Origin of the sequence: Labrys wisconsinensis (genome assembly GCF_030814995.1) — a bacterium.
Taxonomy (GTDB): domain Bacteria; phylum Pseudomonadota; class Alphaproteobacteria; order Rhizobiales; family Labraceae; genus Labrys; species Labrys wisconsinensis.
This window is the reverse complement of the sequence record NZ_JAUSVX010000001.1, coordinates 504,992-526,893: the sequence shown is the minus strand read 5'-3', so window position 1 is coordinate 526,893 and position 21,902 is coordinate 504,992. Positions and strand designations below refer to the sequence as shown.

21 protein-coding genes are annotated in these 21,902 nt (G+C 70.5%); 14 read left to right on the top strand and 7 right to left on the bottom strand.

Annotation, left to right across the window (positions count from 1 at the left end):
- Window positions 1–20: 20 nt before the first annotated feature.
- The 5 genes from QO011_RS02400 (at window position 21) to nudC (ending at window position 5,489) form a co-directional block, all read left to right on the top strand.
- Window positions 21–953: an ABC transporter permease gene (locus QO011_RS02400; protein WP_307267147.1), complete on the top strand. Its 933-nt coding sequence runs from the start codon at window positions 21–23 to the stop codon at window positions 951–953.
- Between the two features lie 3 nt (window positions 954–956).
- Window positions 957–1,769 carry an ABC transporter permease gene (locus QO011_RS02395; protein ID WP_307267144.1) on the top strand — a complete coding sequence of 271 codons (813 nt, stop codon included), beginning with the start codon at window positions 957–959 and terminating at the stop codon, window positions 1,767–1,769.
- A 190-nt stretch (window positions 1,770–1,959) separates the two neighbouring features.
- Window positions 1,960–3,936 carry a primary-amine oxidase gene (locus tag QO011_RS02390; RefSeq protein WP_307267141.1) on the top strand — a complete coding sequence of 659 codons (1,977 nt, stop codon included), beginning with the start codon at window positions 1,960–1,962 and terminating at the stop codon, window positions 3,934–3,936.
- Between the two features lie 115 nt (window positions 3,937–4,051).
- Window positions 4,052–4,474 carry an HIT family protein gene (locus tag QO011_RS02385; RefSeq protein ID WP_307267139.1) on the top strand — a complete coding sequence of 141 codons (423 nt, stop codon included), beginning with the start codon at window positions 4,052–4,054 and terminating at the stop codon, window positions 4,472–4,474.
- A gap of 52 nt (window positions 4,475–4,526) precedes the next feature.
- A complete protein-coding gene (nudC, locus tag QO011_RS02380; RefSeq protein WP_307267137.1) occupies window positions 4,527–5,489 on the top strand; it encodes an NAD(+) diphosphatase in 963 nt (320 codons plus the stop codon).
- Between the two features lie 2 nt (window positions 5,490–5,491).
- Here nudC and QO011_RS02375 read toward each other — a convergent pair whose 3' ends face one another.
- Both QO011_RS02375 and QO011_RS02370 read right to left on the bottom strand, forming a co-directional pair.
- Window positions 5,492–6,730, bottom strand: a complete 1,239-nt coding sequence (locus QO011_RS02375; RefSeq protein WP_307267135.1) for an amidohydrolase — start codon at window positions 6,728–6,730, stop codon at window positions 5,492–5,494.
- Window positions 6,727–9,243 (bottom strand): questin oxidase family protein, encoded by a 2,517-nt coding sequence (locus QO011_RS02370; protein ID WP_307267133.1) that lies wholly within the window; start codon window positions 9,241–9,243, stop codon window positions 6,727–6,729. The genes QO011_RS02375 and QO011_RS02370 overlap by 4 nt, the downstream gene beginning before the upstream one ends.
- Window positions 9,244–9,505: 262 nt before the next feature.
- Here QO011_RS02370 and QO011_RS02365 point away from each other — a divergent pair, with 262 nt between their 5' ends.
- The 3 genes from QO011_RS02365 to QO011_RS02355 are packed head-to-tail and all read left to right on the top strand — an operon-like array spanning window position 9,506 to window position 12,644.
- Window positions 9,506–10,822 (top strand): ABC transporter substrate-binding protein, encoded by a 1,317-nt coding sequence (locus QO011_RS02365; protein ID WP_307267131.1) that lies wholly within the window; start codon window positions 9,506–9,508, stop codon window positions 10,820–10,822.
- Window positions 10,823–10,824: 2 nt separating this feature from the next.
- The gene (locus QO011_RS02360) at window positions 10,825–11,808 is read left to right on the top strand and encodes a carbohydrate ABC transporter permease (protein WP_307267128.1); all 984 of its coding nucleotides are present in this window, start codon (window positions 10,825–10,827) and stop codon (window positions 11,806–11,808) included.
- Window positions 11,805–12,644 (top strand): carbohydrate ABC transporter permease, encoded by an 840-nt coding sequence (locus QO011_RS02355; RefSeq protein ID WP_307267125.1) that lies wholly within the window; start codon window positions 11,805–11,807, stop codon window positions 12,642–12,644. The genes QO011_RS02360 and QO011_RS02355 overlap by 4 nt, the downstream gene beginning before the upstream one ends.
- A 6-nt stretch (window positions 12,645–12,650) precedes the next feature.
- On the opposite strand, the gene QO011_RS02350 is transcribed toward QO011_RS02355, so the two are convergent.
- Window positions 12,651–13,760, bottom strand: a complete 1,110-nt coding sequence (locus tag QO011_RS02350; RefSeq protein WP_307267122.1) for an ABC transporter ATP-binding protein — start codon at window positions 13,758–13,760, stop codon at window positions 12,651–12,653.
- Between QO011_RS02350 and QO011_RS02345 the strand changes: the two genes are divergently transcribed.
- The 4 genes from QO011_RS02345 to atzF all read left to right on the top strand — a co-directional run bounded on the left by QO011_RS02345 (window position 13,743) and on the right by atzF (window position 17,215).
- Window positions 13,743–13,877, top strand: coding sequence for a hypothetical protein (locus QO011_RS02345; protein ID WP_307267120.1), 135 nt, complete (start codon window positions 13,743–13,745; stop codon window positions 13,875–13,877). The genes QO011_RS02350 and QO011_RS02345 overlap by 18 nt on opposite strands.
- Window positions 13,878–13,990: 113 nt before the next feature.
- A complete protein-coding gene (locus QO011_RS02340; protein WP_307267118.1) occupies window positions 13,991–14,686 on the top strand; it encodes a cysteine hydrolase family protein in 696 nt (231 codons plus the stop codon).
- Window positions 14,679–15,380 (top strand): cysteine hydrolase family protein, encoded by a 702-nt coding sequence (locus tag QO011_RS02335; RefSeq protein WP_307267116.1) that lies wholly within the window; start codon window positions 14,679–14,681, stop codon window positions 15,378–15,380. Before QO011_RS02340 ends, QO011_RS02335 begins: the two co-directional genes overlap by 8 nt.
- The gene (gene atzF / locus QO011_RS02330) at window positions 15,377–17,215 is read left to right on the top strand and encodes an allophanate hydrolase (RefSeq protein WP_307267114.1); all 1,839 of its coding nucleotides are present in this window, start codon (window positions 15,377–15,379) and stop codon (window positions 17,213–17,215) included. The genes QO011_RS02335 and atzF overlap by 4 nt, the downstream gene beginning before the upstream one ends.
- A gap of 7 nt (window positions 17,216–17,222) precedes the next feature.
- On the opposite strand, the gene QO011_RS02325 is transcribed toward atzF, so the two are convergent.
- The gene (locus QO011_RS02325; RefSeq protein ID WP_307267112.1) at window positions 17,223–18,083 is read right to left on the bottom strand and encodes a prephenate dehydratase; all 861 of its coding nucleotides are present in this window, start codon (window positions 18,081–18,083) and stop codon (window positions 17,223–17,225) included.
- A 4-nt stretch (window positions 18,084–18,087) separates the two neighbouring features.
- Window positions 18,088–18,822 (bottom strand): 3-deoxy-manno-octulosonate cytidylyltransferase, encoded by a 735-nt coding sequence (locus QO011_RS02320; RefSeq protein ID WP_307267110.1) that lies wholly within the window; start codon window positions 18,820–18,822, stop codon window positions 18,088–18,090.
- Window positions 18,823–19,012: 190 nt separating this feature from the next.
- Here QO011_RS02320 and QO011_RS02315 point away from each other — a divergent pair, with 190 nt between their 5' ends.
- The gene (locus QO011_RS02315) at window positions 19,013–19,552 is read left to right on the top strand and encodes a c-type cytochrome (RefSeq protein ID WP_307267107.1); all 540 of its coding nucleotides are present in this window, start codon (window positions 19,013–19,015) and stop codon (window positions 19,550–19,552) included.
- A gap of 96 nt (window positions 19,553–19,648) precedes the next feature.
- Complete coding sequence (locus QO011_RS02310; RefSeq protein ID WP_307267105.1) at window positions 19,649–20,359, top strand: hypothetical protein; 711 nt, start codon at window positions 19,649–19,651, stop codon at window positions 20,357–20,359.
- Window positions 20,360–20,369: 10 nt separating this feature from the next.
- Here the strand turns inward: QO011_RS02310 and QO011_RS02305 are convergent, their stop codons facing one another.
- Window positions 20,370–20,909, bottom strand: coding sequence for a thioesterase family protein (locus tag QO011_RS02305; protein ID WP_307267103.1), 540 nt, complete (start codon window positions 20,907–20,909; stop codon window positions 20,370–20,372).
- Window positions 20,906–21,787, bottom strand: a complete 882-nt coding sequence (locus tag QO011_RS02300) for a beta-keto acid cleavage family enzyme (RefSeq protein WP_307267101.1) — start codon at window positions 21,785–21,787, stop codon at window positions 20,906–20,908. The genes QO011_RS02305 and QO011_RS02300 overlap by 4 nt, the downstream gene beginning before the upstream one ends.
- Between the last annotated feature and the right edge of the window lie 115 nt (window positions 21,788–21,902).

Below are 21,902 nucleotides of genomic sequence, written 5' to 3'. Positions count from 1 at the left end.
CGCCCCCGACGGAGACAATGATGGTCGATGCCAGCCAGGTGATGGTCGGGACCGAGGCCGGCGCGGCGCCGGCGAGCCGCGAGCGGCGGCGCCTGCCGGCCTGGCGCGAGCGCCTGAGGGAGCCCGGCTTCCTTGCGGCCGTGCCGATCGGCCTGCTCCTGGTGGCCGGCTTCCTCGGGCCGCTGGTGCTGGTGATCGTCTTCGCCTTCATGCCGGCTGGTTCCTTCTCGATCCTCCAGGTCCCGACGCTCGCCAACTTCGCCGACATCCTCGCCTCGTCCTATTATCTCTCCTTTTTGTCCTCGCTGTTCCTCGCCGCCGTCACCGTCGCGATCCTGCTGGTCGTCTGCTATCCCCTCGCCGTCGCCATGGTCCGGGTCTTCGGCAAGCAGGGCAGCCTCCTCACCCTCCTGATCACGGCGCCGCTCTTCGTCGCGGACAACCTGCGCCTGACCGGCTGGATGCTGTTCCTGGTCAAGGGCGGGGTGGTGTCGGGCTCGCTGCAGAGCGCCTTCGGCGTGGAGCTCGATTCCATGCTCTACACCACCGGCGCGACGCTGTTCGGCCTGGTCTACATCTACCTGCCCTTCATGCTGTTCCCGATGGTCCTCGGCGTCGCCATGGTGCCGCCGCAGACGCGCGAGGCGGCCTTCGACCTCGGCGCCAACCGCTTCCAGATCATGCGCGAGGTCGACATCCCGCTCGCCATGCCCGGCATCCTGATCGGCGGCCTGATGTGCTTCATCCTGACCGCCGGCGCCCTCACCGAGGCGAAGGTGCTGGGCGGCACCGCCGTGGTCACCATCGCGCAGGACATCCAGAAGGAGTTCACCTTCGCGCAGAACTGGCCGCGGGGCTCGGCCCTGTCGGTCCTGATGATCCTTCTGGCCGGAGGGCTCTCGGTGGCGCTGTTGAAGCGGATCGACCTCGACGGCATCTTCGGGCGGAGATAGGCGATGAACGAGTATGGCCGCGCGGCGCGCTGGGTCTATGGCAGCCTGATCGGGCTCCTCCTGCTGTTCATGTATCTGCCGATGCTGACGATCGCGCTCGCCTCCTTCTCGCGGTCGAAATATTTCCGCTTTCCGATCCCGGCCTGGTCCGCGAACTGGTACGGCGAAGTGTTCTCGTCGCTGTCGATCCGCGGCTTCTTCTGGACCTCGGTCGCCATCGCCCTGCTGGTCGGCCTGCTCTCCACCCTCTTCGCCTTCTTCGGGGCGCTCGCCTTCGCGCGCTATCGCTGGACGGGCCGCAAGCTGTTCCAGAAGATCCTGCTGCTGCCGATCCTGTTCCCGCAGGCGGTGCTCGGCCTGGCGCTGCTCCTGTGGTTCACCGCGATCGGCATCACCCCGACATGGCAATCCGCCGTGTTCGCCCATCTCGTCTGGATCGCGCCGATCACCACCCTGATCATCGCCATCCAGGTCTATGCCTTCGATCCCGCGGTCGAGGAGGCGGCGTTCGATCTCGGCGCAAGCCGCTGGCAGGTGATGCGCGAGGTGACGCTGCCGCTGCTCGCCCCCGGCATCGTCTCGGGCTTCGTCTCGGCCTTCCTCCTGTCCTGGGCGAATTTCCCGCTGTCGATGTTCACTACGGGGGCGGACCAGACCATCCCGCAATGGATCAGCGCCAAGGTGCAGGCCGGCTACACGCCGCAGGTGCCGGCGGTCGGCACGCTGATGATGGCCGGCGCCGGGCTCGTCCTCGTGCTCGCCTATGCCGCGATGGCGTGGCAGGGACGCCGGCGCGCCCGCGCCGCCGGGGCGTGATGCCGCGACGGCCGCCTCCGCTCCACCGAACGGTGGATTGTCGCGACGGCCCGCGATGATAGGGTGATCATCGGACCCCCCATCGTCGACGGAGCGTCCGCCGCAAGACAAAGCCTTCGGCACCACAGGACGACCCGGGCTCGCAGGGCCGGCATCACGGGTCTGCGTCGTTCGTATCCAGAGACATGCCATGAACATCTCAGCGCACCATCCGTCCTCCCCGACCGGCGTTGCCGGCCCGACCCATCCGCTCGACCCGCTGACGCACGAGGAGCTGATCCTGGCGGCGGGCCTCGTGCGCGAGCATTTCGGCTGGGGCGAGGACCTGCGGGTCGAGACGATCGACATCGACGAGCCGGCCAAGGCGGTCGTGCGCGGCTTCGTCGCGGGCGATCCGATCCAGCGGGTGGCGCGCTTCAACATCTATCGGCGCGGCGCAACCGGCGTCTGGCAGGGCAAGGTCGACCTCGGCAGCGGCAAGGTCGTCGCGCAGACCTTCCGGCCGGACGCGCGGCCGATGGTGGCGATGGAGGAAGTGTTCCTGATCGAGAAGACGGTCCGGGCCGATCCGCGCTTCCAGGAGGCGCTGCGGCGGCGCGGCCTGCTGGACGAATTGGAGCAGATGTGCGTCGACCCCTGGACGGTCGGCAATTTCGGCCACGAGATCGAAAAAGGTCGCCGTGTGCTGAACTGCTTCATCTGGATGCGGACCTTCCCGCTCGACAATTACTATGCCCATCCGGTCGAGGGGCTGCATGCGCTGGTCGACCTGGCGACGCTGGAGATCCTGCGGGTCGAAGACCATTTCGAGGCGAGCGGCGACTATATCCCGGTGCCGCGCACGCCGCTGAACTACGACGCCGACGTGCTGACGCAGTTCCGCAAGCCGTCGGCGCCGCTCGACGTCGTGCAGCGGTCCGGGCCCGGATTCACGGTCGAGGGCAACAAGGTCACCTGGGAGAACTGGGACTTCCGCGTCGGCTTCGGCGGCCGGGAAGGCCTGATCCTCCACACCATCGGCTATAGCCATGGCGGGCGGCGCCGGCCGATCCTCTATCGCGCCTCGATCGCCGAACTGGTCGTGCCCTATGGCACGACGGAACGGAGCCACTACCACAAGAACGTCTTCGACCATGGCGAGCTCGGTTTCGGCCGGATGGCCAATTCCCTGTCGCTGGGCTGCGACTGCCTGGGCGCCATCCATTATTTCGACGGGGTGGTCCCGGACCTGTTCGGCGGCGCCCGCACGATCAGGAACGCCATCTGCCTGCACGAGGAGGATGCCGGTCTCTCCTGGAAGCATTTCGACGTGCGCACCGAGCGCACCGAGGTCCGCCGCGCCCGCCGCCTGGTGATCTCGTCGATCTCGACCATCGGCAATTACGAATATGCCTCCTACTGGTACCTGCACCAGGACGGGCGGGTCGAGTTCGAGATGAAGGCGACCGGCATCATCAACACCGCCGCCTGCCATCCCGGCCAGCCCGGCCGGTTCGGCGCCGAGGTCGCGTCGGGGCTGGTCGGGCACATCCATCAGCACGTGTTCTGCGCCCGGCTCGACATGGAGGTCGACGGGCCGGACAACACGGTGCTCGAATGCGACACCAGTGCCCTCCCCATGGGCCCGGACAACCCCTACGGCAACGCCTTCGCCGTGGAGGAAAGGGTCCTGCGCAGCGAGCTCGAGGCCCAGCGCAATGTCGACTTCGACAAGATGCGTTACTGGAAGATCGTCAATCCCGGACAGAGGAACTGGGTCGGCAGGCCGACGGGCTTCAAGCTGGAGGCCATGTCTCCGGTCCGCCCGTTCACCCATCCCGACAGCCCGTCCGGACGGCGCGGGCGCTTCATCCAGCACCAGCTCTGGGTGACGCCCTTCGACCCCGACCAGCGCTATCCCGCCGGCGAGTTCGTCAACCAGTCGACCGGCGACGACGGCCTGGAGGCCTGGAGCGCCGGGGATCGCCCGGTCGAGAACACCGATATCGTGCTGTGGCATAGTTTCGGGCTGCACCATCTGCCGCGGCCGGAGGACCACCCGGTCCAGCCCTGCATCTCCTGCGGCTTCAAGCTGATGCCGTCGGGCTTCTTCGACCAGAACCCGGTCATCGACCTGCCGCGGGTGACGAACGAGGCAAGCTGCTGCGCCTCGCACAAGCACGGCTGAACGCCGTCGCGCCGCATCGATCCCGGTCCGCCCGCGGCGGGCCGGGTGCGGCCCAATCGCCGCTCGCGCATCCCGGCCGCGCCCGTTATGGTGGGCGGCCCGCGATGTGAAGCCCATGCCCGAAACCGGATTCTCCCTGCACCCGCAGCTCGCCAAGGACACGGTGTCGCTCGGCGACCTGCCGCTGTCGCGGGTGCTGCTGATCGACGATTCCACCTATCCCTGGCTGCTGCTGGTGCCGCGCCGGCGCGAGGTCTCTGAGATCACCGATCTCGGGGCGATCGAGCGGGCTCATCTGATGACCGAGATCACGCAGGTCGCGGATGCGCTCAAGGCGGAGACCGACTGCCACAAGCTCAACATCGCGGCGCTGGGCAACGTGGTGCCGCAGCTCCACGTCCACGTCATCGCCCGCTTCCGCTCCGACGCGGCCTGGCCGCGGCCGGTCTGGGGCCAGGTCGCGCCGACACCCTACGCGCCGGCGCAGCGCGCAGAGGTGATCGCACGGCTGCGCCATCGCATCTGGCTCGGCTCCTGACGCACGACGTCCGGCCCTGCCGCCCGCATCCTCCAACCCGGTTCAACGCCGCATGCACGCAACGCCTCCCTTCGATCGGTCCGCCGCCGTCGGCTTCTCGCTCAATCCGCTCGACCGCATGTCCGAAAAGCGCGACGACGAGGCCTTCGTCGCCGCCCGGCGCGCCGACCCGGCGACGCGGTTCTTCGTGCTGGCCGGCGACCAGCCGGTGCTGAAGGTCAACGGCGAGGCCCGCGACCCGCTGTTCTCGCAGGTCGAGGCGGCCGGGCTCGGCGAGACGGTGCGCGAGGTCTTCCTCGGCGTCGATCCCGCCGGCGCGGCGCTGTTCGCGGTCACCATCGATCGGGCGCTGGCCGAGCCGCTCGGTGCCCGCACCGAGCTCGAGGTTGTCGACGTGCGCTCCATCGCCATGCGCGGCCTGCTCAGCGCCGCGACGCTCGGCGAGCTCGGCGGCGCCAAGGCCATGCTCGACTGGCATGCGCGCCATCGCTTCTGCGCCAATTGCGGGCAGCCGAGCCGGGTGGCCGCGGCCGGCTGGCGGCGCGAATGCGATTCCTGCCATGCCCAGCATTTCCCGCGGGTCGACCCCGTGGTGATCATGCTGGCGATCGACGGCGAGCGCTGCCTGCTGGGCCGCCAGGCGCGGTTCGCGCCGGGCATGTATTCGGCGCTGGCCGGGTTCCTGGAGCCCGGCGAGACGGTGGAGGACGCGGTGCGCCGCGAGATCCGCGAGGAGGCGGGCGTGCCCTGCTCGCGCGTCGCCTATTTCGCCTCCCAGCCCTGGCCGTTCCCGTCCTCGCTGATGATCGGCTGCTTCGCCGAGGCCGAGAGCGCCGAGCTCGTGGTCGACCATAACGAGCTGGAGGATGCGCGCTGGTTCTCGCGCGACGAGCTCGCCGCCATGTTCGCGCGCACCCATCCCAACAGCCTCGGCGTGCCGCAGCCTTTCGCCATCGCCCACCACCTGCTCAAGGCCTTCGTCGAGGAAGGCGGGGCGGTGCTCGAACGGGGCTGAGTTCAGGCGTTCGGTGACGCAACCCGTCGGCCGGCGCGGATGACCAGGCGCTCGGCCGGCGCGCTCGCGACCGCCTCGGGCACGTCGGCGGCGGCGAGCGCCACCAGGTCGGCCGGCGCGCCGGGCTCGACCGCGACCGGCGGCAGGCCCATGACCTCACGGGATTCCGAGGTCACCAGCGCGAAGGCGAGCCGCAGGTCCTCGTCGCTGCGGAAATCGGCGCGGTAGCCGATCAGGCCCGCGCGCTGCAGCAGGTCGCCGCTGCCGAAGGGCGACCAGGCGTCGCGGATATTGTCGCTGCCGCCGAACACGGTGACGCCGGCCTCGACGAGACGGCGCACCGGCGGGATGGCGTCGGCGCCGGGCCCGTTGGTCATGATGGCGACGCCGCCGCGCGCCAGCGCTTGCGCCGTCGCCGCCAGCTCGCGCTCGTCGACCATGCCGAGGGCGAAGGCATGGCTGACGGCGACCCGGCCCTGCAGCCCCGAGGCGGCGCTGCGCTCGGCGATGCGGCGCAGTTCGAAGGCGCCGAGCGGGCCGGGATCGTGCAGATGGATGTCGATGCGCCGGCCGTGCTTCTCGGCGAGGCCGAAGACGGTGCCGAGATGGCCCTCGACGTCGCCGTCGATGCCGGCGGGATCGAGGCCGCCGATCACCTCGGTTCCCAGGCGCAGCGCCTCGTCGAGCAGCTCGGCGACGCGAGGGCCGATGCCGCTCTGGGGAAAGGCGACGAATTGGATATCGATCCGCTCCGCGAGGGATTCGCGCAGCGCCAGCAGCGTCTCCAGGTGAGTGAGGCCGATCTCCTCGTCGATGTCGACATGGGAGCGCAGGGCCAGCGTGCCGAAGCCGATCACCCGCTCGACCAGCAGGCGGGCGCGCTCCGCCAGCGGCTGCTCCAGCGTGCGGCGCTCGGCCCGCTCGGCGGCGATGCGGGCGGCGATGGTGTCGCCGGGCCGGTGCGGCCGCCACGCCTCGCCCAGGAAGGTCTTGTCGAGATGGACATGGCCGTCGGCCAGGGCCGGCAGCAGCAGGCGCCCGCCGAGATCGAGCACCTCGCCCGCCGACGGTGGGCCGCCCGCCGACGGTGGGCCGCCCGCCGACGGTGGGCCGCCCGCCGACGGTGGGCCGCCGGAGGGCGTGACGGCACCGATGCGTCCATCCCGAAGGGCGACGTCGAAGAGCCCCTGGCGCGCCGGCAGGCGGCAGGCGCGCAGCGTCAGTCCAGCCTGTGCGGTCAAGGCAGCAGCCCCACGCGCCTGGCCGCCAGCACGCGATAGAGCGGATCGCCGGTCCGCGCGTATTCCTGCAGGGCGGAGAAGACCAGGCTGTGATCGTGCTCGTCGTCCGATGCCACGGCTGCCCCGGCGATCTCGGCGTCGGGCGGCGGAGGCACGGCCCGCAGCGCCGCCATCGCCTCGGCGCTCGCCGGCGCCGGCATGCCGATCTTCGGATAGACGGCGAGGATGACCTGCCAGAAGTGGCGCGTCAGCTGCCGGGGATCGTCGAGATGCGGGGCGACGAGGCGCACCCAATGGCTGCCGGTCACCGCATGCAGCGCCTCGAAGCTCATCGTGCCGGCATAGAGCGCCAGCGAGGCGGCGGCGACGCGGTCGAGCCCGTCCGGCCCGAGCCTGAGGCGCCCGATCAGCGGCGCGAACTCCGGCTTGTTGCCGATCGCCTCGATCCAGCCCCAAAGCAGGTGGGAGTCGACATGGGCGCCGATGAAGGCCGGCATGTCCTGCATGGCGGCAGCCAGCGCCAACGGCTCGTCCGTGACCGGCGGGCCCTCCGGCCGGTCGGGCAGCGGCAGGAAGGTCGCGGCCCAGTAGCCGAGGCCGGCGCCGATCTCGGCGTCGTCGGCGCGCAGCACGCCATAGGCGAGCCGCATCAGGCCGTGCAGCGCGCTGGCGCCGACGCCGTGGCTGAGCCGGGGCACATAGATGCGGATGGCGCCGGGGCCGCCGAGCCGCCGCGTCTCCTGCAGGAAGAAGGCGCGGTAATCGGCCTCGCGGCTGCGGTCGCCGAGCGCCGCGGTCCAGCTCCCGGCGGTGATCGGCGCGACCGGTGCGGGCAGCGGCGGCACGGCGTGCAGGCTGTCATAGTGCTCGGCATAGGCGGCGAGCCGCTCGGGCGAGGCGCCGAGCCGGCACAGCGCCTCCAGCACCATCGGCAGGTGGTTGGCGAGCAGGACAGGGAACTCGGCGCTGCGGCCGCGCGTCTTGGCGATCAGCCGGTCCGCCTCGGCCCGCGCCGCCCCGTTGCGGCGGCCGACCGGCGTGAGGCCGGCGCGCAGCGCCGCCAGGCGCTCGGGCGATCCGTCGAACATGCTGTCGTCGTAGGACATCAGGCGATCATAGTGCATGGCGCGGTCCTCCGTGAACAGGTCGCGCGCGATCGCGTCGGCGATGCGCGGCGCCCCATATTTGAGCCCGGTCACGCCGTTGCAGACCGGGCCGAGGCTCGGCACCGCGCCGGTGTTGAAGAGGTGGACGCGCCCGAGCGTCGCCGCATGGGCGGGCGAGACGCTCTGCAGCTCGAAGGCGCGGCCGAGATAGGGATAGGCGGCGAGCTCGTCGTCCTCCTCGCCCGCCGCCGGGCGGAAGCGGTCGCGCCACAGCGCCATGTGCGGATGCAGGGCGGCGAGCTCCGGCCGCTGGGAAAGATCGGTGGCAAAGCCGGTCGCGGCGATGAGATGGTCGAACGGCGCGCCGTCTCCATCCGAGGCGACCGCGACGCCGCCGGCCTCGGCCGCGACCGTGACCGTGCCGCCGAGGCGCAGGGAGAAGCGCGGATCGGCCGCCGCCTCGTCGAACATCTCCTGGGTCGGCGGCGCCACCAGGCCGCGCATGCGCCGCATGAAGCGCCAGCGCTCCTCGTCGGGCAGATCGGCGAAGCTCATCAGGAAGCCCGGGAAGTTCGACCAGGCCAGCACCTCGACATTGGGCAGCACCGCGCGCCTGGCATGCAGCACGACCGCCGCGGCGCCGCCCCGCAGGGCGTGGACCGCCGCATCGAAGCCCGAGGCCCCGGCGCCGATGACCGCGATGCGCCGGCCGGCGAAGGGCAGGTCGTCGGGCACGGCGGCGCTATGGTGCCAGAGCGCGGCGGGCAGGGCCGCGACCATCGGCGGCACCACCGGGCGGCCCGAGCCGTCGATGCCGGTCGCCAGCACCAGCTTGCGGGCGTAGAGGCGCTCCGGCCTATCCTGCCGCAGGACATCGAGGACGAGATGGCCGCTGCCCTCGCCGATGCCGACGAGGGCCGTCTCGTTGGCCACGGGCAGGTCCAGCACCGCGCGATACCAGGCGAGATAGGCCATCCAGTCCCGGCGATCGATCTTGTCGAGCGCTCGCCATGACGCGGCGCCATAGGCGGCCAGGTGCCAGGCGCGGTAGGTCAGGCTGGGCACGCCGTAGTCGAGGCCCGACAGGGTCTTCGGCGAGCGCAGCGTGTCCATGCGGGCATAGGTGGCCCAGGGCCCTTCGCGGCCCTGCGGCGCCCGGTCGATCACCAGGATGTTGGAGACGCGGCGGCGCAGCAGCCCGAAGGCGATCGACAGGCCGCTGAGCCCGGCGCCGACGACCACCGCATCGAGGACCAGCCGGCCGTCCGGACCGAGGCGGGGCGGCACCCAGGCCCGCGGCGGATATTCCACCGCCTCGAGATCGGCCAGCACGGCCTGCCGCAGCCGGGCGAGCCCTTCGGCACCGGTCTGGGCATCGCGGTCCGAGCCGGCCTCGAGACGATGCATGGAAACCGAGCCTCCTGCTGAAATTTTCGGCGATGGCGGCCGGCGCCGGCCCCGCCACCCCGCGACATGGCCGCAACCGCGGCATCCGACGCAGGGGACGTGCCAGACCGAGGCTGCTGTCGGGATCTTAGATGTGTTTTTTCGTTTGACAATGTTCGAATTGGTTCATTCTTGTTGGGTGTGGCATAGTGCGTGCATAACCAGCGCCGGTTCCCCCGCGCCGCGATGCCCGGGGGGCCGCAGAACGCCAGAAGGGGATTCCATGACCAGGGTTGCAAAGGGCCAGAATCGGACGGCGCGGCGGGGCGGGGGCCTCGCAGGAGCCTGGCGGGCGGCCGCCTCCGGCGCGGCGCTCGCGCTCGCGGCAGCGCTGTCGCCGGCCGCCGCCGCCGATGTGACGCTGAACGTCGCCTCGATGAACGATCCGTTCGGAGCGGCCATGGCCAAGCTCGCGCCGACCGTCGAAGAGAAGACCGGCGTGGCGATCAAGGTCGACATCATGAGCTACGGCGAGCTGATGACCAAGACCACGGCCGACTTCGTCGGCAACACCAAGGGCTATGACGTGGTCACCATGGACATCGTCCTGGCCGGCCAGTACGCCACCTCCGACCAGGTGCTCGACCTCACGCAGCTGGTCAAGCGCGACGCGGCCGAGCTCGATCTCGACGACATCTATCCCGCCATCATGGCCTCGATCGGCCAGTATGGCGGCAAGCAGGTGGCATTCCCCTTTGCCGGCTATGCCAACGTCCTGGTCTATCGCACCGACCTGTTCGAGGCGGCGAAGCTCAAGGCTCCGACGACGATGGAGGAGCTGGTTGCCGACGCGGAGACGCTGACCGACCGCGCCAAGGGGCAATATGGCTGGGTCGCCAACGGCCAGAAGGGACCGGCGGTGGCGCAGGACTGGATGCAGTACAATGCCGAGTTCGGCGGCTCGATCCTCGACAAGGATGGCAAGCCGGCACTCAATTCCGAGGCCAACATCAAGAGCCTCGCCGCCTACAAGCAGCTCTTCGACAAGGCCGCGCCCCCCGGCGCCGTCGACTACGACTGGGGCGGGCGCGAGGAATCCTTCCGCCAGGGCGTGTCGGCGACGATGCAGACCTGGTCGGTCGGCGCCGCCGCCTACGGCAACCCCGACCAGTCCAAGGTGGTCGGCAAGTTCGCGGTGGTGAAGGCGCCCTCCGGCGCGGGCCTGCCGGAGCGCTACGGCATCGGCGGCTGGGGCCTGTCGATCAACAAGGACATCGACGCCGGCCGCCAGGAGGCAGCCTGGAAGGTGATCAAATATCTCGCCGGCAAGGAGGGCCAGAAGGAGCTCAACCTGCTCGGCGCTGGCGGCTATATCCGCAAGAGCACGCTCGCCGACCCCGACCTCCTGAAGAAGTTCCCGTTCCAGCCTGTCATCGCCGAATCCTTCGCCAAGGGCGACGGCGACTTCCGGCCGCGCATCCCCGAATATCCGGAGATCCAGGACATCCTCGGCACCGCCGTCAACGCCGTGCTGGCCGGCAATGCCGATCCCAAGGCCGCGCTGGACGAGGCGCAGGCCAAGGCCAAGGAGCTGTTCTGAACGTGGCGGACCTGGCCGATAGGGGCGCGAGGGCCGCCTCCGGCGACGGGCGCTCCGCCCTCGCCGGGCTCGTCGCCCGCGTCCTGCCGCCGGGCGAGCCACTGGAGGCGCGCCGGCGGCTCTTCCTCATCTGCCTGACCCTGCCGGCGGTGCTCTACGTGCTGGTCTGCGCGGTCTACCCGGCGGCCGTCGGCCTCGGCTACAGCCTGTTCAAGTACAACCTGCTGCGCCCGAACCGCACCGCCTTCGTCGGGCTCGACAATTATCTCGGGCTCTGGGCCGATCCGGCGACCCATGCGGCGATCCTCAACACGCTGGTGTTCATGGCCGCCGCGGTCGGCGCCGAGTTCGTGCTCGGCTTCGCGCTGGCCCTGCTGCTGTGGCGCGACGGCCTGTTCAACCGCATCTGCCTCGCCCTGCTCCTGATCCCGGTGACGGTGACACCGCTCGCCACCGGCCTGATCTTCCGCGGCCTGCTGACGCCGGACTACGGGCCGGTCGGCTACTGGGCCCGCGTGCTCGGCATCTCCGGCGAGCGCGGCTTCCTCGGCACGCCGGAGACGGCGCTCGCCACCATCGTCGCCATGGACGTCTGGCAATGGACGCCGCTGATGGCGCTGATCCTGCTGGCCGGCCTCAAGGCGATCCCGGCCAGCTTCCTGGAGGCGGCGAAGGTCGACGGCGCCACCGCCGTCCAGCGCTTCACCACGGTGATCGTCCCGGTGATGGTGCCCTCGATCCTGCTCGCCCTGCTCCTGCGCCTGATCGACGCCTCGATGGTGTTCGACACCATCTACGTCACCACCAATGGCGGGCCGAACAACGCCACCAACGTTCTGATGATCGCGGCGGTGAAGGAGGGCCTGGAATTCTTCAACATCGGCCGGGCCGGTGCGATCTCGGCGGTGATGCTGGTCCTGGTCGGCGTGCTCGCCAGCGTCTTCTTCGTGCTGATCGGCCGCTACGACCGTAAGGTGGCGCCATGACCGCGACCCCTGCCCATGTCGCCGCCCGCCGGCTCGGCGCCTGTGCCCGGGCCGGCGTCCTCGTCCTCGCCGTCGTCCTGTTCCTGGCGCCGGTGATCTGGATCGCCACGACGGCCTACAAGCCGGGCCGGGACATCTTCAGCATCCCGCCGGTGCTCGGCTTCACGCCGACGCTCGCCAATTTCCGGGTGCTGTTCGGCCTGTTCGACGTGCCGGGCCTGGTGATGAACAGCCTGGCGATCAGCCTGGGGGCGACGGCGATCGCCCTCCTCGTCGGCGTGCCCTGCGGCTATGCCCTGGCGCGCAGCCGCTGGAAGCATGCGGTGACCATCGCCTATGCGCTGCTCGCCATCCGCATGATGCCGCGCGTGGTGACGCTGATGCCGTTCTACCTCCTGATGCGCGACGTCGGCCTGCTCGGCACCACCTGGGCCGTGGCGCTGACCAACGGCACGCTCAGCGCCGGCTTCGTCGTCTGGATGATGTTCTCCTATTTCCGTGCCCTGCCGCCGGAGGCCGAATATGCCGCCGAGCTCGACGGGCGCACCGCGTTCGGCGCCTTCCTGTTCGTCGCCGTGCCGCTGGTCATGCCGGGGATCGTCGCCAGCGCTCTGTTCAGCATCATGCTGGCCTGGAACGACTTCCTCACCCCGGCCTATCTCACGACCGCGGATTCGAAGCCGCTGTCGGTGGCGCTGCTCTCGGCCTACGGCACCAAGGACGTGTCCTGGGGCACGATGGGCGCGCTCGCCCATTTCTCGACGCTGCCGATCGTGCTGATCGCCCTGATCCTCAACCGCTATTTCGTCCAGGGCCTCACCAAGGGCATGCACTGATCCGCTTCAGGCGGCGGCGAGGCTTTCGGGCTGGGCCTCGATGCGCCGCCCGGTCTCGGCGTCGAAGAGGTGCAGCGCCTCTCCCGCCACGGCGAGCGGCACCGCTCCGGCGGCAGGCACCACGCCGGACGGTCCTTGCACCAGGATGTCGACGCCGGCGACCGAGACATGGTGGATGGCGAGCGCCCCGAGCTCCTCGGTGAAGCCGTAGGTGCCGGTGAGCGCAGCCGTTCCGGAGCCGGCGATCGAGACCGCCTCGGCCCTGAGGCCCAGCGTGATCGGCCGGCCGCGACAGGCTTCCGGCAGGGGCCGGGGGAAAGCGAGGCTGCCGGTCTCGCCGACGGTGACGGAGCGGCCGTTCGGCGAGACCTGGCCGTCGAGGAAGCTCATCGGCTGGGCGCCGACGAAGGAGGCGACATAGCGGCTGGCGGGCCGGCGATAGACCTCGGTCGGCCGTCCGACCTGCTCGACCACGCCGGTGTTCATCACCACGATGCGGTCGGCCAGGGTCATGGCCTCGACCTGGTCGTGGGTGACGAACACCGAGGTGACGCCGAGCCGCTGGTGCAGCTGCTTGATCTCGGCCCGCATCTGCACGCGCAGCTTGGCGTCGAGGTTGGAGAGCGGCTCGTCGAACAGGAACAGGCGCGGCTGGCGGATGATGGCGCGCGCCATGGCGACGCGCTGGCGCTGGCCGCCGGAGAGCTGCGAGGGCTTGCGGTCGAGATAGGCTTCGAGGCTGACGATGCGCGCGGCCTCCGCCACCCGCGCCGCGATCTCGGCCTTCGGCGCCCGGGCGATGCGCAGGGGATAGCCGATATTGCCGGCGACGGTGAGGTGGGGATAGAGCGCATAGTTCTGGAACACCATGGCGACCTCGCGCCGGCGCGGCGGCAGGTGCCCGACCGCGCGGCCGCCGATCAGGATCTCGCCGGCGGAGGCATCCTCAAGCCCGGCGACGATGCGCAGCAGCGTCGACTTCCCGCAGCCCGACGGGCCGAGCACGACGATGAACTCGCCCGCCGCGACCTCGAGATCGACGCCTTTCACCACCTCGGTGCGTCCATAGGACTTGCGCACCCCGCGAAGGCTCAATCCGTGCTGTTCCGCCTGCATCCGAACCCTTCCTTCCAGCCGGCCGGCACGCCCATCTTCGGGCAGGCGCGCCACCCGCGCCACCCCGATCTGCCGGACGTGCGCATCGAGTCGACGCACAATATTTATCACGACTGAACAATATACAACCTTTCCGAACAATGATGCCGCATGATATCCGGAGGCCGGTCCAACGGGAGCACGGTCTTGGCGATAATCCCTCGCATGGCGGCCCGGCGCCGCGCCGGCGCATGAGAGCCGCGGGACGCCGCCGGGCGGATGCCGTCTGGCCGGTCGGCGCGCCGGCGCGGCCGGGTGCCGTCGCCTTCCTGGTCATCGACATGCAGGTCGATTTCTGCGCGCGCGGCGGCTGGGTCGACCAGCTCGGCGAGGACGTCTCCAACACGGCAGCGGTGATCCCGCCGCTCGCCCGCGCCCTCGACGCGGCGCGGCAGGCCGGCCTCACCATCGTCCACACCCGCGAGGGCCATGCGCCGGACCTCTCCGACCTTCCCGCCAACAAGCAGTGGCGCACCCGCGTCCATGGGCTCGGCATCGGCGATCGCGGCCGCAGCGGGCGCATCCTGGTGCGGGGCGAGCCGGGCTGGCAGATCGTGCCGGAGCTCGCGCCCCGGCCCGGCGAGATGGTGATCGACAAGCCCGGCAAGTCCTCCTTCCACGCCACCAACCTCGAGGCGCGGCTGCGCGGCCTCGGTGTGACGCATCTGGCCGTCGCCGGCGTCACCTCCGACTGCTGCGTGCAGTCGACCTTCCGCGACGGGTTCGAGCTCGGCTTCGAGGCCGTGGTGCTGGAGGATTGCACCGCCGCGGTCGAGACGCGCAACCACGAGGCGACGATGGCGATCCTCAAGGCCTATGGCGGGCGCTGGGGCCGCGTCGTCCGCGCGGCCCGATTCTTCCAGGCGCTGGAGGCCGGGCATGGCTGAGGCCTACCTGCCGCCTGTTCCGGCCGATCCCTACGTCTGGCCGTTCGACGGCCGCTGGTCGGCCGCCGACACCGCCGTGCTGCTGCTCGGCTTCCAGGCGGGACCGGTGGAACGGCTGCGGGCCGCGGCGCAGGCGGCGCGGGCCGCCCGGCTCGCCGCCGCAGCGCGGCGGGCGGGCCTCGCCGTCTTCGCCGCGCGCCGCGGCGTCAGGCCTGGTGCCGCGCCGGTGCTGGCGCGGCGGGCGCCGCTCGGCGATGCCGTGCCCGAGGCCGGCAGCCCCGGCTGGGCGCTGGTGCCGGCGGCCGAGCCGGGGCCCGATGGGCAGATCTTCGACCATGGCGGCGACAATGCCTTCCATGGCACCGGTCTCGAGGCGGCGCTGCGCCGGGCCGGCATCCGCAACCTCCTGATCGCCGGCCTGCCCACCGACGGGCTGATGCATGCCTCGATGCGGGCCGCCAACGACATGGGCTTCGAGTGTCTCGCCGTCGCCGATGCCTGCAAGGGCACCAGCCTGTCCCGTCACAAGGCGCAGCTGCGCATCACCACCTTCGGCAACGGCCTGTTCGGCGCGGTGGCGCCGCTCGCGGCCGTGCTCACGGCCCTGCCGCATCGGGACGCGGCTTCGCCGCATCGGGACGCGGCTTCGCCGCATCGGGACGCGGCTTCGCCGCATCGGGAAAGCGAGACATGACGGACACCGCCCCCTGGACGCCGCGGAGCGGCAGCCTCGACCTCTCCACCCTGGCGCGGGCCTATGCCGCCGGCTCGCTCAGGCCGAGCGACGTGGTGGAGGCCATCTACGACCGCATCGCGGCGCGCGGCGAGGACCATGTCTGGATCCATCTCGTGCCGCGGGCCGAGGCGCTCGCCGCGGCGCGGGCGCTGGAGGCCGAAGGCCCGCGCGGCCGCCCGCTCTGGGGCATCCCGTTCTCGATCAAGGACTGCAACGACGTCGTCGGCCTGCCCACCACCAATGCGCTGAAAGAGGGCGCCTATGTCGCGCAGAGCACGGGGCAGGCGGTGACGCGCCTGTTCGAGGCCGGCGCCATCCTGATCGGCAAGACCAACATGGACCAGTTCGGCATCGGCCTGGTCGGCATGCGCACGCCCTACGGCGCCTGCTCCTCGGTGTTCGGCGAGGATTATATCTCCGGCGGCTCCAGTTCCGGCTCGGCGGTGTCGGTCGCGGCGGGTCTCGCCAGCTTCTCCATCGCCAACGACGCGGCGGGCTCGGGCCGGGTGCCGGCCGCCTTCAACAACATCGTCGGCGTCAAGCCGACCCCTGGCCTGGTCAGCAATGCCTGCGTGTCCGGAGGCGGCTGCGTCAAGACCATCGAGACGCTTTCCGTCTTCGCCCTGACGGTCGAGGACGGCATGCGGGTGCTCGATCTCATTGCCGGCTACGATCCGTCCTATCCCTTCTCCAGGCCGGAAGCGGACGGCGTGCCGCTGCATCTCGAACCGCCGCCGCCGCGCTTGCGCTTCGGCGTGCCCAAGGGCGAGGCGCTGCGCTTCTTCGGCGACGACGAGGCGGCGCGGCTCTACGGCGAGGCCGTGGCGCGGATGCAGGCCATGGGCGGCGAGGCCGTCGAGGTCGACTTCGCGCCCTTCGAGGCGGTGCAGCGCATCCTCTACGAGGGGCCGTGGATCTCCGAGCGCGCGCTCAGCCTCGATCCGGTGCTGGCGCGTCACCGCGATGCCATCCACCCCGTGACGCGCCAGATCCTTGAGACGAGCGCCGGCTACACGGCGCTCGACACGTTCCGGGCGATCCATCGCATCGCCGAGCTCAAATGCAGCCTGCGCCCGGTATGGGACGACATCGCCGTCCTGATGGTGCCGACCACGCCGACCATCTATCGCAAGAGCGAGATCGCCGCCGATCCCATCGCGCTCAATGCCCGGCTCGGCATCTACACCAACTTCGTCAACCTGATGGGCCTCACCGGCATCGCCGTGCCCAACGGCTTTCGCGCCGACGGGCTGCCGCAGGGCGTCACCTTCCTGGCGCCGGGCTTCGCCGAAGCGCGGGTCGCCGGCATCGCCGCCGCCTTCCATCGCAGCACCGGCCTTTCGCTCGGCGCGTCCGGCAACGCCTATCCCGCCTACGAGGACGCCGCGCCGCCGGAGGACCGGCGGGAGATCGCGGTGGTCGGCGCCCATCTCTCCGGCATGCCGCTCAACCACGAGCTGACCGGCCGCGGCGGGCGCTTCGTGCGCCGGGCCCGCACCTCAGAGGGCTATCGTCTCTACGCCCTGCCGGGCACGGTGCCGCCCAAGCCCGGTCTCGTGCGCGAGCCGGCCACGGCGGCCGGCGGCATCGAGCTGGAGGTCTGGTCCCTGCCGGTGGCGGGCTTCGGCGACTTCGTCGCGCGCATTCCGGCGCCGCTGTGCATCGGCAAGGTCGCGCTGGCCGACGGCGCCGAGGTCTCCGGCTTCCTGTGCGAGGCGGCGGCCGTCGCCGGCGCCGAGGACGTCACCCGCTTCGGCGGCTGGCGCGCCTATCTCGGCGCCGCCGCGGGATGAACCGGCCTCACTCGGCCGCCGGCAGGCGCTCCCAGCGGGCGGGATGCGGCGGGTAGACGCCGAGGATACGCATGTTGGTGGAGAAGAACGACAATTCGTCCAGCGCCCGGCGCAGGCCGGCATCCTCCGGATGGCCTTCGACGTCGGCGTAGAACTGCGTGGCGGCGAAATGGCCGCCGATCATGTAGCTCTCCAGCTTGGTCATGTTGACGCCGTTGGTGGCAAAGCCGCCCATCGCCTTGTAGAGGGCGGCGGGAAGGTTGCGCACGTTGAAGATCAGCGTCGTCACCGCCTTGCCGTCGGCGTCGCGGGCCCAGTCCGGCTCGCGCGCGAGCATGAGGAAGCGGGTGGTGTTGTGGGTCTCGTCCTCGATGTCCTGGGCCAGGATGTCGAGGCCGTAGATCTCGGCCGCCAGGCGCGAGGCGATGGCCGCCCTGGTCGGATCCTGCCAGTCGCGCATCAGCCGGGCGGACCCGGCGGTGTCGGCCTCGGTCACCGCCTTGAGGCCGAGCTTGCGCAGGGTGTTGCGGCACTGGCCGAGCGCCTGCACGTGGCTGTGCGCTGCCTTGACGGTGGCAAGGCTCGCCCCGCGCACCGCCATGAGCTGGTGGCGGATCGGCAGGAAATATTCGCCGACGATATGGAGGCCCGAGGTCGGCATCAGGTGATGGATGTCGGCGACGCGACCGGCGACCGAATTGTCGATCGGGATCATGCCGAGCTCGGCCTCGCCGCTGGTGACGGCCGAGAGCGCATCCTCGAAGGTGGCGCACGGCAGCGGCTTGGCGTCCGGGAACACGTCGAGGCAGGCGATGTGGGAATTGGCGCCCGGCTCGCCCTGGAAGGCGATGGTCTTCGGCTGGATCATGGGGTCAACGGCTTTCCAAGATGGACCGCGCACGCTCGAGGTCGTGCGGGGTGTCGACGCCGAGCGGCACGGCCGGCACGACGGCGATGTCGATGCGCATGCCGGCCTCGATGGCACGCAATTGCTCCAGGCGCTCGCGCTTCTCCAGCGGGGAGGGCGGCAGGCGGACGAAGCGCGCCAAGGCCTCGCGGCGATAGGCATAGAGGCCGATATGGTGCAGGAGGTCGCCCTCGCCGGAAGGCGCGGTGGCGCGGGTGAAGTAGAGCGCCCTGAGGCGCCCGGGCTCGATCTGGCTGCCGATGGCCTTGACCACGTTGGGGTCGACCTTCTCCTCCGCCCGGGTGATGACGGCGGCGAGGGTGGCGATGTCGACGGCGGGATCGAGCAGGAGCGAATAGGCGGCGCGGATGCTCTCGGGCTCGATCGTCGGCAGGTCGCCCTGCACGTTGACGATCAGGTCGTGCCGGCCCTCGGGGTCGACGGCGCCGAGCGCCTCGAAGATGCGGTCGGAGCCGGAGGGATGGTCGGGCCGGGTGAGCACGGCTTCCCCGCCGGCAGCCAGCATCGCCTCGACGATCGGCGGGTGATCCGTGGCGACGACGACCCGGCCGAGTCGGGCCTCGCAGGCCCGGCGCCAGACATGGACGATCATCGGTTCGCCGGCTATCGGCGCGAGCGGTTTTCCCGGCAGGCGGCTGGAGGCCATCCGGGCCGGAATCAGGACGAGGGGAGAGGGCACGAGGTTCCCTGACGAGCGGCGAAAAGTAGCAAGCGCGCGCGGTTTATACGAGTTGCAAACATCGGGTCAAACCGGATAGACGAACCGGAGGGCTTCGCCGCCGAATCCAGGCGGCGGAACGACGCGACCGCCGGGGCGAGTCGCGTCGATGCAATGCTTGGAGTCTGGGATGGACACGACCGAACCGAGTATGACCACGACCGACTCCAACAAGATCCTGATGGTGATCGGGTTCACCCTCATCCTGACCCTGGGCCTCGGCATCGTCTCCGGCATCATCTTCGAGCAGCCCAAGCTCGCCAAGCCGGGCTACGAGCTGCCCGACGCCGCGCCGGCTGGCGAGGCGGCCGCTCCGGCGGCGCAGGACCCGCCGCTGGCCGACCTTCTGAAGACCGCTTCCGCCGAGAAGGGCGCGGCGATCTTCAAGAAGTGCACGAGCTGCCACACCATCGACAAGGGCGGCAAGGCCGGCAACGGTCCGAACCTCTATGGCGTGCTCGGCGGCCCGCATGCCCATATGGAAGGCTTCGCCTATTCCGACGCGATGAAGTCCCTGCACGACAAGACCTGGACGGCCGACGACTTCTATCACTTCATCAAGTCGCCGCAGGCCTATATCAAGGGCACCAAGATGTCGTTCCCGGGTCTCGGCAAGCCGCAGGACCGTGCCGACGTGCTGCTCTACCTCAACAGCCAGTCCGACCACCCGGTGGACCTGCCGAAGAGCTGAGGGGCACGCACGAGCGCGATGAGAAGCCGGGCCCTGCCCGGCTTTTTCACGCCGGGCCGGTCGCGCTATGATGGCGGCTCGACCGGGGAGGCGGCCTTGAGCCGAATGGCGGATATCTTCCAGCAGATCGCCCGGTGCGGCTCGCTGCACGCCGATCTCTCGACCGAGTATGATCGCTGCATCGGCACGCGGGCGGTCTCGGCCCAGCTCGCCATCCTGACGCATGAGCTCAACGAGAAGATCGCCAACATCCTCGACCAGACGTTCCACCTCGCCTGGGAGGTCCGGCTCAAGCCGCGCCTGCCGCCCGAGCAGCATCAGCCGCGCGGCTACTTCGTCTGCGGCAGCCACGCCGGCGCCGTCGTCACCGGCCTGAAGAAATGGTATGCGGCAGACCTCGCCACCACCGACCCGGTGTTCTACCGGCTGATCGAAAGCTGCCAGCCCTATCTGGCGCCCGACAAGGATTGGATCCTCGAGGTCCGCGAGATCGCGCGGCACAAGCATATCCGCCTCCTGCCGCAGGAGGTGCGGGACGAGAGCGTCAAGGTCTTCGAGACGCCGCTCGGCCGGATCACGTGGCGTTCCATCGACCCGGCCCGATCTCCCATGGTTGTCTTCGGCGCCCCGGTCCATCGCACGGTCCGCTCCGAGCGGAAGGGCCGGGTCGTCTCCACCGCCGAGGAGACCTGGACGTCGATCGCCATCGCGGGGATGGGCCTGGACCCGAAGATCTTTGGGGCGCTCTGCGTGCATCAGCTGGCGGCGCTGGTGCAGCAGTTCGAGCGCGAGCTCGGCCTGGCCTGACCAGGCCGGCTCAGCCCTTGCGCAGCCCCATCGGCACCCCGACCGTCCCGGGCACCGGCAGGTGGCGATGCGCCTGCGCAATCGCCGCGATGCGTCCGGCGAGCTCCGGCGGGAAGGGGCTGGAGCGCCCGGCCTGCATGTCGACATGCACCAGGATCTGCTCGGCCGTGGCCAGCACCTCGCCGGTGGCCTCGTTGGTCATGGCGTGCAGGATGTGCAGGCGCTTGGCGTCGTGGTCGAAGATCTGCAGGGTGAGCAGCAAGGGATCGCCGACGCGGGCTTCCCGGCGGTTGTGGATACGCGTCTCCACCGTGTAGATCGACGCGCCGGCGGCCCGGTAGGCCTCGTCGATGCCGATATAGCGGAAGAAGGCGTCGCTGGAATCGCCGAACACCAGCAGGAACGCGCTCTCCGTCATATGGTCGTTGTAGTCGGTCCAGGCCTGGAGGACCGGCGTGCGGTGGAAGTCGAGCGGCGCCGGGATCGGCTGGGACGCATCCCAGCCGGCGAAAGGCACGCCCTCGCGCGGCGTGGTGACCCGGTCGGTCATGCCTGCTGCCGCAGCCCCAGCTTCTCGCGCGCCTGCGCCGGGGTCAGGGCCCGCCCGCCCAGGCGCTCGACGATCTCGCGGGCGCGGGTGGTGAGCGAGCCGTTGGAGGCGGGCACGCCGCGGTCGAGCCAGATATTGTCCTCCAGGCCGACGCGGACATTGCCGCCGAGCAGCATGGCCTGCGCGACGAAGGGCATCTGCATGCGGCCGATGGCGAAGCCGGCCCAGTTGGCGCCGTCGGGCAGGTGGTTGCGCATGGCCAGCATGGTCTCGGTGGTGGCCTCCGCGCCCCAGGGGATGCCGAGGCAGAGCTGGAACAGCGGCGGCGCGTCGATCAGGCCGCGCTTGATCAGGTCCTTGGCCAGCCAGATATGGCCGAGCTCGAAACACTCGATCTCCGGCTTGACGCCGGCGGCCTGGATGCGGGCGGCCATGTCGCGCAGGAGGTCGGCGGTGGCCATGAACAGGCCGTCGCCGAAATTGAGCGAGCCGCAGTCGAGGGTGCAGATCTCCGGCCTGAGCTCCTCGACATGGGCGACGCGCTCGGCGGCATCGGCGATGTCGGTGCCGGCCCGCCCCGTGGCCGGGTTCTGCGGGTCGAAGACGAAGTCGCCGCCCATGCCGGCGGTGAGGTTGATCACCACGTCGACGCCGCTGTCGCGAATGCGCGCCACGGCTTCGCGGTAGTGCTCGAGCTTGCGGGCGGCCTTGCCGGTCTCGGGATCGCGCACGTGCAGATGGGCGATGGCCGCGCCGGCCTTGGCCGCCTCGATGGCGGCCTCGGCGATCTCTCTGGGCGTCACCGGAATGGCCGGGTGCTTGCCGACGGTGTCGCCGGCGCCGGTGACGGCGCAGCTGATGATGACGTCCTGGTTCATGGCCGGGCTCCCGAGAAGGATGCCGTGATCCTCGGGCGAGCCGCGTTCGCTCTCATGACGGCCGGCGACGGCGACTTGACCGATCGCGACACCGATGTTGCGCAGGGCAATCGCA

Excerpts from the sequence above, each read along its gene's own strand:
- QO011_RS02315 (WP_307267107.1), top strand. The coding sequence starts at position 19,013 with ATGACCACGACCGACTCCAACAAGATCCTGATGGTGATCGGGTTCACC.
- QO011_RS02350 (WP_307267122.1), bottom strand. The coding sequence starts at position 13,760 with ATGCAGGCGGAACAGCACGGATTGAGCCTTCGCGGGGTGCGCAAGTCC.
- QO011_RS02390 (WP_307267141.1), top strand. The coding sequence starts at position 1,960 with ATGAACATCTCAGCGCACCATCCGTCCTCCCCGACCGGCGTTGCCGGC.
- QO011_RS02305 (WP_307267103.1), bottom strand. The coding sequence starts at position 20,909 with ATGACCGACCGGGTCACCACGCCGCGCGAGGGCGTGCCTTTCGCCGGC.
- QO011_RS02340 (WP_307267118.1), top strand. The coding sequence starts at position 13,991 with ATGAGAGCCGCGGGACGCCGCCGGGCGGATGCCGTCTGGCCGGTCGGC.
- QO011_RS02325 (WP_307267112.1), bottom strand. The coding sequence starts at position 18,083 with ATGATCCAGCCGAAGACCATCGCCTTCCAGGGCGAGCCGGGCGCCAAT.
- QO011_RS02300 (WP_307267101.1), bottom strand. The coding sequence starts at position 21,787 with ATGAACCAGGACGTCATCATCAGCTGCGCCGTCACCGGCGCCGGCGAC.
- QO011_RS02370 (WP_307267133.1), bottom strand. The coding sequence starts at position 9,243 with ATGCATCGTCTCGAGGCCGGCTCGGACCGCGATGCCCAGACCGGTGCC.
- atzF (WP_307267114.1), top strand. The coding sequence starts at position 15,377 with ATGACGGACACCGCCCCCTGGACGCCGCGGAGCGGCAGCCTCGACCTC.
- QO011_RS02395 (WP_307267144.1), top strand. The coding sequence starts at position 957 with ATGAACGAGTATGGCCGCGCGGCGCGCTGGGTCTATGGCAGCCTGATC.
- QO011_RS02400 (WP_307267147.1), top strand. The coding sequence starts at position 21 with ATGGTCGATGCCAGCCAGGTGATGGTCGGGACCGAGGCCGGCGCGGCG.
- nudC (WP_307267137.1), top strand. The coding sequence starts at position 4,527 with ATGCACGCAACGCCTCCCTTCGATCGGTCCGCCGCCGTCGGCTTCTCG.
- QO011_RS02365 (WP_307267131.1), top strand. The coding sequence starts at position 9,506 with ATGACCAGGGTTGCAAAGGGCCAGAATCGGACGGCGCGGCGGGGCGGG.
- QO011_RS02385 (WP_307267139.1), top strand. The coding sequence starts at position 4,052 with ATGCCCGAAACCGGATTCTCCCTGCACCCGCAGCTCGCCAAGGACACG.
- QO011_RS02355 (WP_307267125.1), top strand. The coding sequence starts at position 11,805 with ATGACCGCGACCCCTGCCCATGTCGCCGCCCGCCGGCTCGGCGCCTGT.
- QO011_RS02335 (WP_307267116.1), top strand. The coding sequence starts at position 14,679 with ATGGCTGAGGCCTACCTGCCGCCTGTTCCGGCCGATCCCTACGTCTGG.